Genomic DNA, 16,060 nt, shown 5'->3' with positions numbered 1-16,060 from the left:
TTGCTGTTTGGAGCTGGTCTTGTGCGCCTTCGTCAGGCCGCCTTGCCGAAGCCGCCGCCACCACCGGTCATGATCGACAGCCGATCACCCGCCGCGAGCAAGATTCCGTTGGCTTTGAGAAGATCGTCCCTGTTGACGCTGCCGGCTATTTCGACGCGCGGCGGAAGACCGGGCTCGCCGCCCATCAATCCCCAGGCTGGCGTTATCGACCGGTCCAGCCAGAGATAGAGCTGGGTCGGCGCGTCGAAGCGATACCGCCGGACGATACCGCAGCCACCGCGATGCTGGCCGGCCCCACCTGAACCCGCGCGAATGGCGTATTCGGTGACGGTCACCGGATAGCGCGCTTCCAGCGCCTCGACGGGCGTGTTCCGGAAACTGCCGTTGAGCACATTGATGACGCCATCGGCGCCGTCGGCCTTGGCCGACGCCCCCCAACCACCGGCATGCGCCTCCACGCACATGTAGGATTGGTTGGGATCGTTCGGGTCCTGACCTGCGAAGTAGGTGATCATCGAGTCCCCGAACTGCGCAGCGGTAACGCGATCGGGCAGCACGGAGGAAAACGCGCTGATGAAGAGGTCGATCAAAAGACCGAACGACGAGTAGTACCAGGCACAAGCCGCCGGCTCGAGAGCGTCATGCAGCGAACCGGGCCGAGTAATGATCTCGATGTTGCGGAAACATCCACCGTCAAACGAACGTTCGGGGGCCAAAAGCATCTTGTAGGCGACCCGCAGTGCGGCGACAGTCTGGGCGCGACCGCAATTGATCGGCCCTCTCGTGGCGTCGGGGCTTTCGCTCAGATCGACGACAAGTCGCTCGCCCTCGACATGAACCTTGATTGCGATTGGAACCGGCTGGCCGAGCACGACGCCATCATTGTCCAGATATCCCTTACCTTCATACACGCCATCGGGAATTGCCGAGACCGATTGGCGATCTGCCATTTCGCTTTGACGGAAGATTTCATCGCGGCAAGCCTCGACGGTGGCGAGGCCGAAGCGATTGATAATCTCCAGCATGCGCCGTTGACCCGTCCGGCAAGCCGCGATCATTGCGTTGATGTCGCCAACGATCAGGTCCTTGCTACGGCTGTTCCTGCGAATGATGTCGATGATGTCCTCGACTGGGCCGTATTTGTTCCCGATCTTGACCGGGCCGAAACGTATCCCTTCCTGATAGACCTCAGTGGTCTCGGTTCCGCCACCAGGATCGCGCCCGCCGACATCGGTGACGTCAGCGCGTGCAGCAACATAACCAACCAACTCCCCTTCTAGAAAAAGCGGCGCAAACATCGTCACGTCTGTGAGATGCGTCCCCTGGATATAGGGGTCGTTGAAGAAGACGATATCGCCCTCCTGCAGCCAATCTTCCCGCCGCGCAACCGCACTGCTTCCTTGACTGCCTGATCGAGACTGCCGAGGAAGAGCGGCAAGCCGCTCGACTGACCAAGAACGTCCGCATTGCGGTCGAGCAGCGCGACGGCAGCGTCGCCATTTTCATAGATCAACGGCTGAAAGGCAGATCGCACCAAGGTCGCCAGCATGTCGTCAGCAGCGGACAGAAAGAGGTTTCGAACGATCTCGGTGGTAACGACGTCGACGGTCATGGGTTGATTTTCCTGAGGATTAGAGTTCCGAACTGTTGTTGGCGCGCGGCCCACCCAGGCGGCACCAGCGTGGTCGAACCATCTTCCAAAATGATCGCTGGGCCGGTGACAACGTCCTGACGATCGAGGCTTTCACGGTGGACAATGCGTGCTTTGTGGCGCTTGCCATCGATGGTAACGGTCCGCATCGTCTCAACTCGTTCTTCAGCCGACGTGTGCCGGTCGAGAAAATCAGCGCCGATCTTGCCGGTCGCTGCAAGCCGCATCTGGACGAGTTCGACCGGCGCGCCTGGCATCGAGTGCCCGAAACGCTGACGGTAGGTATCGTGAAACGCCTGCAACAGGCTTTCGGGATCAACCATCTGCACGGAAACTGGATGGGCCTGGCCGGCGTAGCGCATCTCCACTGTTGCGGAGTAGCAGGAGGCAGCTTCCTCTACGCCCTCCTCCCTTAGAAGCTTGGCGCCCTGTTCACGAAGCAGGGCATGTGTCTGCTCCAGCAGTGACCCGGCATCCGGGTTGTGGGCGAGACCACTCAGCGGTGCGGAGACGTCATGGCGAATGTCGGCATGCAGCATGCCCCAGGCCGACAGCACGCCGGTACCGAAGGGAACGATGACCTCCGAAATGCCGAGTTCGTCAGCCAGAGCGGCACCGTGCAGCGGACCTGCCCCACCAAAGGCGAGGAGCGAAAAATCGCGAGGGTCGATACCGCGACGCATGGTCAGCGTCCGGATGGCATTGGCCATCATCGCGTTCGCCACAGCGAGCACGCCCGCAGCGGCAGCGTCAACGTCGATGCTCAATTCACGGGCCAGCGACCCCATCGCCTCCTTGGCTGCGCCAACATCGAGGTTCATCCGGCCGCCAAGGAACCAGTCTGGATCGATCCGCCCCAAGAGAAGCTGCGCGTCCGTAACGGTCGGTTGCGTTCCGCCGAGCCCGTAGCAGGCTGGACCGGGATTGGCGCCGGCGCTCAACGGCCCGACACGCAATCCGCCAGCTTCCGCACGCGCGATCGATCCACCACCCGCACCGATCGTGTGCAATTCCACCACCGGCATCTTCATCACGTTGTCGGCGATGTCGCCTTCCGCGGACAAGGTCATTCGCCCGCCGATCACCAGACTGACATCCGAGGACGTACCGCCCATGTCGATCGCGATGATATTCGGCCGGTTCAACGATCTTGATATGGTCTCGGCGGCGACCACGCCTCCCGCGGGGCCCGACAGAATGGTTTGAATGGGCTGGCGCGCAACAAGTTCGGCAGAGCAAATGCCGCCGCTTGAGCGCATCACATGCAAGGGCGCAGTGCATTCCCGTGCACCAAGCTCCCGCACGAGTGCAGCGAGATAGGTTTCGACCGTGCGGGCGACATAGCCCGTTGCTACCGTCGTCGATGTCCGCTCGAATTCCCCCTGTTCCGGCGCTATTACATGCGAGAGCATCACGGAGATCTGCGGGAAGCGCTTCTGAAGTAGCGCCTTGAATTCGAGTTCGTGCGCAGGGTTCTTGTGGGCGTGCAGGAAACACACTGCGACGCTGCGCACGCCTTCGGCGCTCAGCCAACTGGCGATCATTTCGACGTCCGCCTCGTCAAGCCGTGTTTCAACCGAGCCATCATGACGGATACGTTCGCGAACCGTGTGAATGTCCTGCGGGTGAACCAACGGGTCCGGTTTCTTGGGCTTGAGGCTCCAGATATCCTTGTTTCCGGCTCGCCCGAGCGACAGCACATCGTGGAAGCCTTCGGTGGTCACTAGCGCGATACGCTCGCCGGTGCGGGACAGAATGGCGTTCAATCCGGCCGTCGTGCCGTGGACGAGAAAATCGATGTCCCTTGCAACACCAAGTTCATCGAGTCCCCGCAGCATTCCCTTTGCAGGCTCACGGGGGGTGCTGAGCACCTTATATGTTCTGGTCGTTTTCGCGTGGGTATCCATGATGACGATGTCGGTGAACGTTCCTCCGATATCGACCCCGACACGCAAATGGGGCAAACTCATTTCTTCCTCCAGTTCTATAGATATTCAAAGCGCGGCGCCTGCTGGCGGCGACCGCCGGTCAGCGAGATACGGACGTGTTCTGGTGATTGGCGCAGCGTGCGACCAGGTAGAGTCTTGCCGGCCCCACCGCTTCACCATGTTCGGCCAGCAGGGGCCGCATCTGCACGCCGTCCTCGTGGCGTCCGGGAGAGTCGAGCCATATCTGGTAGCTCTCGACAGACGCCCAAAGCGCCGTGACAAGCACCTCCTCGCCGCCAGGCAAGAGGTTCTGAATCTCGACGCCGAGACATCCCGGAGATGCCAGAGCCCGTTCTGGAATCTTTCGAGCCTCGAAAAACCGGACCAAGTCTTGGCTAGACCCCGGCCTTGGCTTCAAACTCAGCACACTTCTGATCATGGGCCTCTCACGGTCAGTTTGGGTTGGCGCTAGCGCAAACCGGTTGGACACAGTCGCCTGCCTTCTTGAGCCAACGAGGGATCGTCTTCCGTCGGTGAATACCGGCGGATAGGGCGACTGCTTTGGATCTGAATTATCTAAGTTCGCGCGCGCTCCTACTCAGTGAGCGCACAGGTATCCACCGGAGATCAGCCGGTGCCTTCCGCACCGTCTCCGAAATACTCCATCGTGCAAGTGTGGAGCATCACCGCGATGCGGTCCGTATGGTTCCAGGTCGTGTGCGTTCGCGTCGACGCGAAGTGCAGGGAGTCACCCTGCTCCAACACATATACGGCTCCCTCCACTTCGACCGTCAGCGCGCCCTCGACCATGAAGATAAACTCCTCACCTTCGTGGCGCATCGGTTCTGTGCGGCGCCCTGGCGGTTCGGTAATGAGCGCACTGCTCAACACACTTCCGGGAAACTTGGTGGAGAGACGCTCGTAAGTCGCCGAGTTTGGACCGATCGCATAGGGGATCCGCCTGTTGTGGCGGGTGTCGGCGGAGTTCCCTGTAGGCTGCTCCAGAAACAGATTGATGGGGCTATCGAGCGCGCGCGACAACGCGACCAGCGATGTGAGTGACGGCATCGTCATGCCGCGCTCGATCTGGGAAATGAAACTGAAGGAAAGTCCCGACCTCTCGGCAACCTCCTTCAAAGTAAGCTTCAGCTCCTTGCGCCGACGGCGCAACCGCTCAGTAAGCGGCGTAGCGCCGGAGCCAATCGTCTGGTCCACAGTGAATCCCTCCCAGAATTGTGCTGTGACTACAATTTCACGCAAATCGAGACCGAGGTCAAGAGAAATTGTGATGCCACTGCAATTTTCGACGTCATTGCGTGCCAGGGAACGATGGCCTTGCCTGGAATCTATCGCCTTGGAGGGATACGAACCGCGGGCTCTACACACGCATACCAGGTCAGCCTTGGTCGGGGATTGATTGTGCGAAGTTGTCTTGTCCGCGCCGTCAATCTGGACGCAGGACCTCCAACGCTGCCCGATGAAGCTCCTCATTCGCCGCCATAAGGACGGCGTCATATCGAGACGCGTCGACAAGCGGCCGCCCGTCCCAGTCGGTCACGATCCCACCTGCTGCTTCAATGATGGGGAGTTGAGGGAGGATATCGTAGTCGAAGACCTCGCTTTCGACGAGGAGATCAATGCCACCAAGGGCAAGGAGGCCAGCGGCGTAGCAATCGTGCGAGAAGCGGGTGAAACGGACCTTTGCGGCGAGTGCTGCGAAGCGGCTGTGGCGCGCGCGGTCGAACTGTTCGAGTGCAGAGGTGTAGAGGATGGCTTCATCGAGCCGGGTTCTCTCGCTCGTGCGGATCGGTTCTTGGTTGAGCGTCGCTATGATGCCTGTGCCGAGCCAGCGCTCGCCCGTGATCGGCTGGTTGATAAGCCCGAGAACAGGTTTGCCCCGATGAAGCAGCGCGATCTGCGTGCCGAAGGCTAGCGAGCCGGAGAGGAAGGACTTCGTGCCGTCGATAGGGTCGAGGACCCAGACCCACTCCGCATCGGTCCGGCAGGCGCCGAATTCTTCGCCCCGGATACCGTGTTGCGGAAACGCCGCCTCGATCATCCGGCGCATGACCGTTTCGGCATCGCGGTCGGCGATGGTGACCGGGCTGGCATCGGCCTTGGCGTCGATGGCGATCCGCTTGCGGAACCAGGGACGGATCGTTTCAGCGGCGGCATCAGCCATGGCATGGGCCAAGACGAGGAAGGCCGTAGGGCAGGCATCTGCTTGGGTCATCCTTCTGCCCTTTCGGCTTCGGTGGCGATATCCTCGAGCATCGCCCGGATGGTTGCGACTTGCTGATGGGCGGCATTGCCTTCCTGCCGCAGACGCGCCGCGAGCTCACCGCCTCCCAAGCTGGTAAAACTGGCAGAGCGGGAAGGGATGAACGGATCGGCCTCCTCCCCCGGGAAGCGAAGGGCGGGCGCGAAATAGCCTTCCTCCTCCTCCAACCCGAAGGACAGAACCTGCGGCCGGTCATCGCCCAACAACAGCAGTTCTACGAACATCGCCTCAAGCGGCAGATGCCCCTCATCGGAAAGGCAGGCGAGATGTGCCCAGCCGCCGCGATCCGGTTGTACGAGGCAATCCTTGATATGCACCTCGGTGATATGCCTTGCCTGGAGCGCAAGGGCCGGCATGGGCAGTTCGTAGGCGTTGATCATGTTGCCGAAGTCGAACAGCAGGCTCAGGCGCGGATTGTCGACAGCCTCGATGATGTGGACGAGTTCCTCCGATTTCAGGTCTTCATGCTGTTCCAGCGTATAACGCAACCGGCCCTGCGGATCGAAATCGGCCAGGCGCCGTAAGTCGGCGATCGTCCAGGCGATGATCTGCGACACTCGCCCCTCGTAACGCGGATAGCAGCGCAGGGAGGTCGCGCCTGAGGCAAGCGCAACACGTGCGGCATCGGCAAGGCCGGCTGCCTCCGTGGTGCTGGTCTCGACATGGAGTTCTAGCCCTCGCGCCTCCACCTGCCTGGCGAAAGCGGCGAGTGCATCGTCACCCATTCGACTGAGGCTGGCCTGTTCCCCATCGTCGACATGCAGCTTGAGGCCGGACAGACGCCGCGTGGCGGCGAATTCGACAAGATCGCGGGGTGCCATGGCACCGAAACGCATGTTGAGATGAAAGGCATAGGCATGGGCAAAGAGCGGCGCGGCGCGCGCCCGTGCGACAAGCTGGATGCGCTTCGCCAAAGGCAGCGCGGCCACTCTTGCGCGCCAGTCGGGTGGCGGTTCATGACCCCATGGCATTTCCGTCACGATGCCGGCTCCTCCTTGAGTATTACGATGCGCCATCTTTCAGGCGGCGAGCACGAGAAGGTCGCGGTCCGAGATACTGACCTCGACAGGTGCGCCGATGTCCGGCGGCGGCCGGTCGGGCTGGTTGAACGTGTCGAGGGAAATGACCTGGCCGCCGATCGCCACGCGGATACGGATCACCGAACCGAGGAAATGCACCTCGGCGATGCGACCGGAGAACACGACGTCGTGTCCCTCTGTGCGCCCGAGCGCCACCGTTTCCGGCCGCAGCGCCAGGCTGATGCGCTCGCCGGCGCGGGCAGCCAAGGGGCGGTTCAGCGTGACGGGGACCTCGCCCACCCGCACCCTGCCACTCACCGCCTCTACCACGTCGGCATCCACCAGATTGAGTGTGCCGACGAACTCCGCCACGAAACGCGTCGACGGGCGATTGTAGATTTCGAAGGGCGTGCCGACCTGGTCGGCAACGCCCTGGTGCATGACCACGATGCGATCCGATATCGAGAGCGCTTCTTCCTGGTCGTGCGTGACAAAAATAGTGGTGATGCCGAGCTCCTGTTGGATGCGGCGGATCTCCTCACGAAGGCTGACGCGGATCTTTGCATCGAGCGCCGAGAGGGGTTCGTCGAGCAGCAACACCTGCGGGCGCGGCGCGAGCGCCCGGGCGAGCGCCACGCGCTGCTGCTGGCCGCCGGAGAGCTGGAAGGGATAGCGGTTGCCGAGCTGCGGCAAACCGATCAGCTCCAGCATTTCCCCAACGCGCCGGCCGATCGCCGCCTTCCCCTCACCCGCCACCTTGAGGCCGAAGCCGATATTGTCCTCAACCGTCAGGTTGGGGAAAAGCGCATAGGCTTGGAACACCATGCCGATCTTGCGCCGGTTGGCCGGGAGGCTCGTCACATCCCGGCCGCCGATGCGGATCGCGCCCGATGTCGGCGTCTCGAAGCCGGCCACCATGCGCAACACCGTCGTCTTGCCGCAGCCCGAGGGACCGAGGAACGAGACGAACTCGCCTTTTTCGATGCCGAGGGTGAAGTCTTTCACCACGTGTAGCGCGCCGAAGGATTTTTGCAGGTGGTGAATGTCGAGAAAGGCCATGGTCAGCGTCTCACAGTTGAAAATCTGGAAAAGCGGGTGACGAGCTGGATCAGCCCCATGCAGGCCCAGGTGATGGCAAAGGCGACGACGGCGAGCGCCGAGGGCTCATAGGCCCGGTTGCCACCCATCCAGACCATGTAGGGCCCGAAGGAATTGACATTCAGCAGGGCGGCGAAGACGTATTCGCCGATGACGATCGCAAACGTCAGGAAAGCGCCCGACAGTACCGAGACGAAGACATTCGGCAGGATGACGACGGCAAGGATCCGGGCCCAGCCGGCCCCGAGCGACTGCGCCGCCTCGGTGAGGCTGGCGATGTCTATGGTGCGCAGGCCCGTATCCACCGAGCGGTACATGTAGGGCAGTGCCAGCGTCGCATAGCCGAAAAGCAAAAGCAGATTGGTGCCCAACCAGGTCCCCGTCAGCGGCAGGACCGACGAGGTGTTGTAGATGCGGATATAGCCGAAGACGATCACGATGGGCGGAATGACCAGCGGCAGGAGCGTGATGAACTCGATGATCGGACGCAGACCGGGAAGCTTGAGCCTTACGAAGTAGGCCGTCGGCACGACAAGGAGGATACCGAGCACAATGGTCAGCAAGGCCAGCATGACCGAATAGCCGAAGGTCTGCTGGAACTGTGGGTCGGCGAGCACGATCCGGTACGCTTCGAAGCTGTATTGGCCCCGCTTCATGCGCATCGAGAAATCAACCATGCCGGCAAGCGGCAACAGGAAATAGAGACCGCCGAGGACGACGGCGAGCCAGGGCCAGATGCGTTTTCCCGTCATTTGACCCACCGTTCGGCACGCATGCGCAAGAGGATGTAGATGCCATTGGCTATCGCGGTCAGAAGGATCATCCCGAAGGCGATGGCATAGCCGAGATGCGGATCGTTGAGCACGTCGCCACGGATCTGCGCGAAGAGCACGATCGGCGCGATGGAAAGCGAGGAGCCGGTGAGCGCGATGGCGGTTGCGACCGCTCCAAAGGCGTTTGCAAATAACAGGGCCAGCGTGCCGAGCAGCGAGGGCCACAACACCGGCAGCGCCACCAGCTGCCAATATTGGGCGCCGGTGGCGCCGAGACTTTCGGCCGCCTCGCGCCATTCGCGGCGCAAGCCCTCCAGCGCAGGCGTGATGATCAGCACCATCAGCGGGATCTGGAAATAGAGATAGGTGAGTGCCAGCCCCAGAAAGGAGACGATGCTGAAGCCGGAGCCGTAGAGATTGATGCCGAACCAGTTGCGCAGCAGCATCGTCACGAAGCCGAGCCGGCCAAGCGTGGCGATGAAAGCGAAGGCGAGTGGCACGCCGGCGAAATTCGATGCGACACCCGAGAAGGTGAGGATGCCGTTGCGAAGCCAGCGCGGCAGGTCGCCGAGCGTGATCGCGGCAGCGATGAGGAAGCCGAAAAGACAGCCGAGCGCCGCTGTCAGCAGGCTGAGTTCGAAAGAGATCCAGAAGGCAGATCGGATGGAAGGTGACAGGAGCTTGCCAAGGTTGTCCAGCGTTACCTGTCCTTGCGGATTGCGGAAGGCGCCGATGACGATATTGAGTGTCGGCAAGATCAGGAACAGCGTGGCGAACAGGAAGAACGGAGCGACTCCGAGCCAGCTGAGGTGGTGTCGCGGCCGCAAGGCCGCCGGCAGGATAGCGGCGCTTGTCGTCATCGGATTGTTTCCCGGGTGTGTTGTGTCCGAAGGCCCCGTGAGGGCGCGAAGCCTCCGGACGGATGCGGCTTACTTCACGTTGGCGCCGACCACCTTGTCCCAGCCTTCGACAATGGCGCCCTTGTTGGAATCAAGCGCCTCGACACTCGGGAAGATCGCCTTTTCATAGGCTTCAGCCGGCGGCAGCTTGTCGAGCAGGTCCTGCGGGAATTTTCCTGCTTTAAGCATGGCGTTGAAGCGCGCGGGGTGGCAATAGCCCTTCAGCCAGCCGGTCTGGCCTTCATCGGAATAGAGGTATTCCATCCAGAGCTTGGCGGCGTTCGGGTGTGGCGCATAGGCCGAGATCGCTTGTACATAAACGCCGGCGACGACGCCTGTCATTGGCACGATGACATCCATCGGCGGATTGCCGTTGAGCGCATCACGCCAGGCGAGCAGGTTGTAATCCCACGCCGCGATGATCGGAGTCTGGCCCTGCGCGATGGTGCCGGCCTTGCCGAGCACAGGTACGAAGTTGCCGGCCTTGTTCAGTTCCGCGAAGAGTTCCAGGCCCTTGGCACCGGATTCGGCGCCCGGCTCTGCGCCGCGCGAAATGCCCGCCGACATCAGCGCCAGGATCGCCTGCGCCGATGAGCGCGGATCGCCCGTGAGTGCGACGGAGCCGGAATATTCCGCTTTGGTGAGATCGGACCAGTCGGCCGGCGGAGTCTGGATCAGGTCCTTGTTGATGCCGAAGGCCATGACGCCATAGTAGTCGCCATACCAATAACCGTCCGCATCCTTGATATTGTCCGGGATCTCGTCCCATGTCGCCACCTTGTAGGGCTGCAGCAGGCCTTCCTTCTTGGCCGCGGGCGCAAAGGCGAGGCCGAGATCGACGACGTCAGGCGCCTGCGAACCCGTATTGCCCTTGTTGGAGCGGATGGCCTCCAGTTCGTCGGCCGTACCGGCATCCGGGTTGAGCTCGTTGACGGTGATGCCGGGATACTTCGCCTTGAAGCTTTCGATGACCTCGCCGTAATTGCACCAGTCATGCGGCAGGGCGATGACGGTGAGCATGCCTTCCTTCGTGGCGGCATCGACGAGGGCCTGCGGCGCTTCCGCGCGCGCAAGGCCAGGCAGCGCGGCGGCGATGGCAAGCGTGGAAACGAAAGCCGAGCGGGCGGCGTGTGTTAGGCGCGTCTTCATGAATTCCTCCTGTTCGCCGTCCGTGACGGCTGGTGAGCGTTGGCTTGCAGTCGATGTCCGCAGTCGGCCGCGATTGGGGTCGCTGCACTCCGGTTCCCCCGCACTCTGTCTGCGTCCTCAGGGGCTGCATCGGTGCGTTTCGTGTAGGCGGAGCATGTAACAATTGGACAACAATAAAACGTCCATTATTGTGCATTCGACTGTACCAATTTTGGAGGCAAGCCTTGGCCAAACAGCTCGAGGGCCCGATCCTGCCCTTCCTTCGCCTGGATCCCGGCATCGCCTTGCCGAAATTCCGACAGGTGCAGGACCAACTGCGCATGGCGATCCTGCAGGGGCACGTGCGTGCCGGCACGCGCTTGCCGGCAAGCCGAATCCTTGCCGAAGAGCTGGGCCTGTCGCGCCAGACCCTCGTGCGGGTGCTGGAGAACCTGAAAGCGGAGGGATATTTGGAGGCGCGGCAGGGAGCCGGCACCTTCGTTTCCGCCGCCCTGCCGCGTCGGCCGGCACGGGCGCGTTTCGCACAGGCAGATGGCGGTGCGCCGCCGAGGCTGTCGCGGATCGGCGCCTTGTCGCGCGGGGTTTCGGCGGAAATCGGACGCGTGGAACCAAAACCCTTCCTGCCCAACCAGCCGGCGCTCGACCAGTTTCCTTTCGCCATCTGGCGCAAATGCTGGAACGCGGCGGCCCGCGGCGGCAGGGTGGGCATGGGCTACGGTGATGTCGCGGGTGAGCTGGTTCTGCGTCAGCGGATCGCAGAATACCTCGCCTTGCATCGGCGCGATCCTTGCGATCCCGAACAGATCGTCATTACACCAGGCGGACATGCCGCCTTCACGCTCGCGGCACTGGCGCTGGCCGATCCGGGTGACGGTGTCTGGTTCGAGGACCCCGGCCCCGTCACCACCTCCCACCTGTTCCGCACACTGGGCCTCAATCTCTGCCTTGCCGACGTCGATGCCGACGGCATGGACGTCGCGGGCGCCATGGCGCGTCATCCGGATGCGCGGCTCGCCTTCGTCATGCCTTCGCGTCATCATCCCCTCGGCGTGACGCTCTCCCTGCCGCGTCGACTTGCCCTTCTCGAATGGGCGCGGGCGAACGACAGCTGGATCATCGAGGACGACTATGACAGCGAGTTTCGCTACGACGGGGCGCCCCTCCCCTCAATACGCTCCATCGACAGTCATGGAAGGGTGATCTATGCGGGCAGCTTCAGCAAGGCGCTCTATCCCGGCATCCGCATTGGCTATCTCGTGCTGCCGCTGCCACTCGTCGGCACCTTCCGCAATCTTTCGGGCCTGATCCATCGCAGCGTGCCGGTTGAAGCGCAGCTCGCGCTTGCTGAATTTATCGGCGGTGGGCATTTCGCCAGCCACCTGCGGCGCATGCGCGGCCTTTATGGCGAGCGCCGCGGTGCCTTTATCGAGGCGGGGCGAACCGCTCTTACGGGGCTCGCCCAAATCGACTGTTCCGAAAGCGGTCTCAACGCGCTGGCGTGGCTCACGAACGGGCGCGAAGACCGGGCCGCCCAGCGCGATGTGCTGGAGGCCGGCCTGCAATGCTACCCGCTCTCCGACTATATCGTCGCAACCCGAAGGCCAAGCGCACTCATTCTCGGCTATGCCGGCGTGCCCGCGGAGCGCATGCGGTCCTATCTCGGCCGCTTCGCCGAGGCGCTGTCCCGTCCTTGACGCTGCGGCCGCCGCGTGCCGAAGGACACCAGCCGGCAAAGCGGACCAGGAGGCGGCGAACAAGCGCCTCTATGACAAGCGCCCAATTGCGCGGCTCCTCGGGATCATCAGGATCCCGGCGGGCAATGACATAGCCGATCCCTCGCAACATCGCGGTCGTCTCAGTGCCGGAAGGCACGCAGCGGCTTGCCGCTGCGTTGGGTAACGCCGGCACCGGGCGCCATGCCGACCTGCGCATTGGAGGCAGCAAGCAGCGGCTTGCCGCGCACCATGTCTGAGCCACGCTCGGCGAGCATGATCGTCGGCGCATTGAGGTTGGCGTTCGGTTCCGCCGGGAAGACGGAGCTATCAATAACCCGGAGACCGCCGATGCCGCGAACCCGCAGTTCGCTGTCAACCACCGCCATCGCATCCTCGCCCATGCGACAGGAGCCGCAGGGATGGTAGGTGCTTTCCATGGTCTCGCGCACCCAGGCGTCGATCTCGTCATTCGTGCGCACATTCGTGCCCGGCGCGATCTCTTCGCCGCGGAACCGGTCGAAGGCCGGCTGGGCGATGATCTCGCGGGTCAGCCGCAGGCATCGGCGGAACCCTTCGCGGTCCTCCTCCCGGTCGAGATAGTTGAAGAGGATATCCGGTTGTTCGTGCGCCTCCGGCGAGCGCAGCCGCACATAACCGCGGCTCTTCGGCTTGTTCGGTCCGGTCAGCACCATGAACCCGTGACCGTCGAGCGGCTTCTTGCCGTCGTAGCGCATCGCTGCTGGCAGGAAGTGGAACTGGATGTCCGGCCACTGGAAAGAGGCGTCGGAACGAATGAAGCCGCCGCTCTCAAAATGGTTGGAGACCGAAAGGCCTTTCTTGAAGAGCAGCCATTCCGCACCGATCAGGGCTTTGCTCAGAAGGCCCATCTTGCCATTGAGGGTGATCGGCTCCTTGCAGGCGTACTGGATATAGACCTCGGAGTGGTCCTGCAGGTTCTCGCCGACGCCCGGCAGGTCGTGCAGCACCTCGACGCCCGCCTTTTGCAGCACCGCAGCCGGCCCGATGCCGGAGCGTTGCAGTAGGTGCGGCGACCCGATTGGGCCGGAGGCAATCAGCACCTCCCGGTTCGCCTTCGCCACGACGCGCTGCCCGCCGAGCTCGTACTCGACGCCGACGGCGCGTTTGCCTTCCAGGAGCACGCGCCGCGTCATGGCATGGGTGACGACGGTGAGGTTCGGCCGGCTCATCGCCGGTTTCAGATAGGCATTGGCCGTCGACCAGCGTACGCCGTCCTTCACCGTCATGTGCATGGGACCGAAGCCTTCCTGCATATGGCCGTTCGGATCCTGCGTCGTGATGTAGCCCGCTTCGTGGCCGGCATCGACGAAGGCTTTGTAAAGCGGGTTTTGCATCCTGTTGCCGGCATTGGTCGCAAGCGGGCCGGAAGCGCCGCGATAAGCGTCGCCCCCGTCCTGCCAGCTTTCGGCGCGCTGGAAATAGGGCAGGCAATTGGCATAGCGCCAGCCGCGTGCGCCCAACTCCTCCCACTCGTCGAAATCGCGGGCATGGCCGCGCATGTAGACGAGCCCGTTGATCGAGGAGGAACCGCCGATGACCTTTCCGCGCGGGCAATGGACCCGGCGACCGTCGAGACCGGGCTCCGGTAGCGTCATGTATTTCCAGTTGTACTTGGTGCCGTTCATCGGAATGGACAGCGCCGTTGGCATCTGGATGAAGATCGACTTGTCGCTGCCGCCATATTCGAGAACCAGAACCTTCGTGGCCGGATCTTCCGAAAGACGATTGGCGAGCACGCAGCCGGCCGATCCGGCGCCGATGATGATGAAGTCGTAGGTCTCGTTCATAGCTGATATCCCGATGTTACGGATAGAAGCCCCAGCCGCGCCCACGGGCGAAAAGCCGGGTCAGGACATAGTGCACTGCGCCGGCGGCAAGGCAGGACGGCACGGAGGCGGTGAGGTACTTGAAGGCTGGCAGGCTTTCGAGCGTCTGTGGATTGAACACGAGCACGTAGACGCCGAAACCGACGGCAAGTGCGAAGAGCCCGATCGGGTTGAAGCCGCCCCAGAAGCGGTAGGGGCCATTTTCCTGCGGGCCGTGCAGACTGCGCATGTCGAGCTTCTGCCCGCGCAGGAAGAAGTAGTCGGCAATGCCAATACCGGCGAGTGCGGAATTGAGCGCTGAGGTCCAGACGAGGAAGATGAAGAAGCCGTCATACATCTGCGGATAGAAGACCACCAGGCCGAGCGGGATGACGCAGAAGAGAAAGAGGATCGCGCCCCAGGATATGGCGCGCACCGATGCGGTTCCAACCTGCCGGAGGCCGACGATGGATGTGTAGAGAATGTTCGCCATCGAAGTCATGTTGGCGAAGGCGACGAAGAGCAGAGCGACGATGCCGATGACCGGGCCGGCGATCTTGGTCATCCAGATGGTCGGGTCGCTGTCGCCGAGCGCAACGGCGGCGAGCAGGCCGACGATTTCGCCGAGGGCAGCCGCGCCGAAAATGCCGAGAATGTTTGGCCAGAAGGCGGTGCGCTCATTCTTGGTGAGGCGGGCGAGGTTGCCGATATAGGGCCACCAGGAGAAGCCCGCGGCGAGGTTCACCTCGACGGCGATGATGAAATTGAGCGTGTTGTCCTCAAAGGGCGGCGCCAGCGCCGGCATCGCCAGGAGTTCGGCGAAGGAGCGATGCTGAAGGATGAGGTAGAGCATCACGATCATCAGGATCACAAGCGCGGGCGACACGACCATGTTGAAGAACTTGATCGAGGTCGGCCCCTTGGCAACGATGAACCAGGTGACGAGGATGGCACCGATGGCGGCAACAATCATCTTGATGCCGGTGGGGTTGGCCGCTTCCCCGGCACTGAGTGCCGCCAGCCCGTCGATCGAGCGGCCGAACATCATGGCCAGCACCGCAAGCCAGCCCATGGTCAGCACCACGACGGCCAGCACATAGACGACGCGGCTGCCGTTGTAACCGAACTGGCTGCGCAGCGCGACGAACTGCTCGATGCCGTAGCGGCCGGAGAGTGGCGTGGTGGCGAGTGCGGTCAGCATGACACCGACGATGTTGCCGATGATGATGGCGGCGATGCCCTCCTTCGGTCCGACGAAAAGACCGACGGATCCGCCGATCAGGAAAGCCCAGGTGGCGATGGCGAGTGCTGAATTGGCGTAGGTGAACTCCCAGAAGCCCCAGAGCCGTTCCGACGGCAGAAGCGGTGCATCGCCGCGTTCGGCGGCGGCACGGTTGACGGAAGCTTCCTCCCGTTGGCTTTCTGCGGCGGCAAGCCCGCCATTGGCGACGTGATCGGTCATCTCATGCCCCCCAGAACCAGGAGCCGAGGACCAGCGCGAGCGTCAGCACGGTCATGCTGGCATAGTCGAGGACGGTCATCGTGCCTTCGAAGCGGTGACCCGCCTCAATGTCTTCATAGATGCGGGCGCGGCGTCCCAGTTCGTTCTGCCAGGCGACATCGTTTTCCATTTTTGGTTCCCCTGTCGCGTCGCGCCTTCGGCGTCTTTCCGCGAATGAATGCGGCTCCATCAGCCGCCGGCC

The 16,060-nt window shown here is 62.6% G+C and carries 14 protein-coding genes; 1 reads left to right on the top strand and 13 read right to left on the bottom strand.

Going from position 1 to position 16,060, the window contains the following annotated elements; genetic code table 11:
- Positions 1-32: 32 nt before the first annotated feature.
- From BLJAPNOD_RS07425 to BLJAPNOD_RS07375, 10 genes are all read right to left on the bottom strand, one after another.
- On the bottom strand, positions 33-1,328 hold the full coding sequence (locus tag BLJAPNOD_RS07425; protein WP_256372328.1) for a hydantoinase B/oxoprolinase family protein: 1,296 nt from the start codon (positions 1,326-1,328) through the stop codon (positions 33-35).
- A complete protein-coding gene (locus BLJAPNOD_RS36350) occupies positions 1,301-1,612 on the bottom strand; it encodes a hydantoinase B/oxoprolinase family protein (RefSeq protein WP_115419371.1) in 312 nt (103 codons plus the stop codon). Before BLJAPNOD_RS36350 ends, BLJAPNOD_RS07425 begins: the two co-directional genes overlap by 28 nt.
- A complete protein-coding gene (locus tag BLJAPNOD_RS07415) occupies positions 1,609-3,621 on the bottom strand; it encodes a hydantoinase/oxoprolinase family protein (RefSeq protein WP_115419370.1) in 2,013 nt (670 codons plus the stop codon). The genes BLJAPNOD_RS36350 and BLJAPNOD_RS07415 overlap by 4 nt, the downstream gene beginning before the upstream one ends.
- A 585-nt stretch (positions 3,622-4,206) precedes the next feature.
- Positions 4,207-4,794 carry a cupin domain-containing protein gene (locus BLJAPNOD_RS07405; RefSeq protein WP_199565907.1) on the bottom strand — a complete coding sequence of 196 codons (588 nt, stop codon included), beginning with the start codon at positions 4,792-4,794 and terminating at the stop codon, positions 4,207-4,209.
- A gap of 229 nt (positions 4,795-5,023) precedes the next feature.
- The gene (locus BLJAPNOD_RS07400) at positions 5,024-5,812 is read right to left on the bottom strand and encodes an inositol monophosphatase family protein (protein ID WP_077502691.1); all 789 of its coding nucleotides are present in this window, start codon (positions 5,810-5,812) and stop codon (positions 5,024-5,026) included.
- Positions 5,809-6,831, bottom strand: a complete 1,023-nt coding sequence (locus BLJAPNOD_RS07395; RefSeq protein ID WP_244611004.1) for a TIM barrel protein — start codon at positions 6,829-6,831, stop codon at positions 5,809-5,811. Before BLJAPNOD_RS07395 ends, BLJAPNOD_RS07400 begins: the two co-directional genes overlap by 4 nt.
- 48 nt (positions 6,832-6,879) lie before the next feature.
- Complete coding sequence (locus BLJAPNOD_RS07390; protein ID WP_077502693.1) at positions 6,880-7,938, bottom strand: ABC transporter ATP-binding protein; 1,059 nt, start codon at positions 7,936-7,938, stop codon at positions 6,880-6,882.
- 2 nt (positions 7,939-7,940) lie between these two features.
- A complete protein-coding gene (locus tag BLJAPNOD_RS07385) occupies positions 7,941-8,729 on the bottom strand; it encodes an ABC transporter permease subunit (protein WP_077502694.1) in 789 nt (262 codons plus the stop codon).
- Positions 8,726-9,610: an ABC transporter permease subunit gene (locus BLJAPNOD_RS07380; protein ID WP_077502695.1), complete on the bottom strand. Its 885-nt coding sequence runs from the start codon at positions 9,608-9,610 to the stop codon at positions 8,726-8,728. Before BLJAPNOD_RS07380 ends, BLJAPNOD_RS07385 begins: the two co-directional genes overlap by 4 nt.
- 69 nt (positions 9,611-9,679) lie before the next feature.
- Positions 9,680-10,798: an ABC transporter substrate-binding protein gene (locus BLJAPNOD_RS07375; protein ID WP_077502696.1), complete on the bottom strand. Its 1,119-nt coding sequence runs from the start codon at positions 10,796-10,798 to the stop codon at positions 9,680-9,682.
- Positions 10,799-11,022: 224 nt separating this feature from the next.
- Between BLJAPNOD_RS07375 and BLJAPNOD_RS07370 the strand changes: the two genes are divergently transcribed.
- Positions 11,023-12,492: a PLP-dependent aminotransferase family protein gene (locus BLJAPNOD_RS07370; protein WP_158556101.1), complete on the top strand. Its 1,470-nt coding sequence runs from the start codon at positions 11,023-11,025 to the stop codon at positions 12,490-12,492.
- Positions 12,493-12,653: 161 nt separating this feature from the next.
- Here the strand turns inward: BLJAPNOD_RS07370 and betA are convergent, their stop codons facing one another.
- From betA to BLJAPNOD_RS07355, 3 genes are read right to left on the bottom strand one after another with little or no spacing between them, the layout of a single operon-like run.
- A complete protein-coding gene (gene betA, locus BLJAPNOD_RS07365) occupies positions 12,654-14,339 on the bottom strand; it encodes a choline dehydrogenase (RefSeq protein WP_115419368.1) in 1,686 nt (561 codons plus the stop codon).
- A 16-nt stretch (positions 14,340-14,355) separates the two neighbouring features.
- On the bottom strand, positions 14,356-15,819 hold the full coding sequence (locus BLJAPNOD_RS07360) for a cytosine permease (protein WP_077502699.1): 1,464 nt from the start codon (positions 15,817-15,819) through the stop codon (positions 14,356-14,358).
- Between the two features lies 1 nt (position 15,820).
- Positions 15,821-15,988 (bottom strand): hypothetical protein, encoded by a 168-nt coding sequence (locus BLJAPNOD_RS07355; protein WP_115419367.1) that lies wholly within the window; start codon positions 15,986-15,988, stop codon positions 15,821-15,823.
- Positions 15,989-16,060: the final 72 nt, after the last annotated feature.

Source organism: Ensifer sp. M14, from assembly GCF_003355565.1.
Classification (GTDB): Bacteria; Pseudomonadota; Alphaproteobacteria; order Rhizobiales; family Rhizobiaceae; genus Ensifer.
The sequence above is the reverse complement of the archived record's forward strand: the minus strand, read 5'-3'. Positions and strand labels throughout refer to the sequence as shown.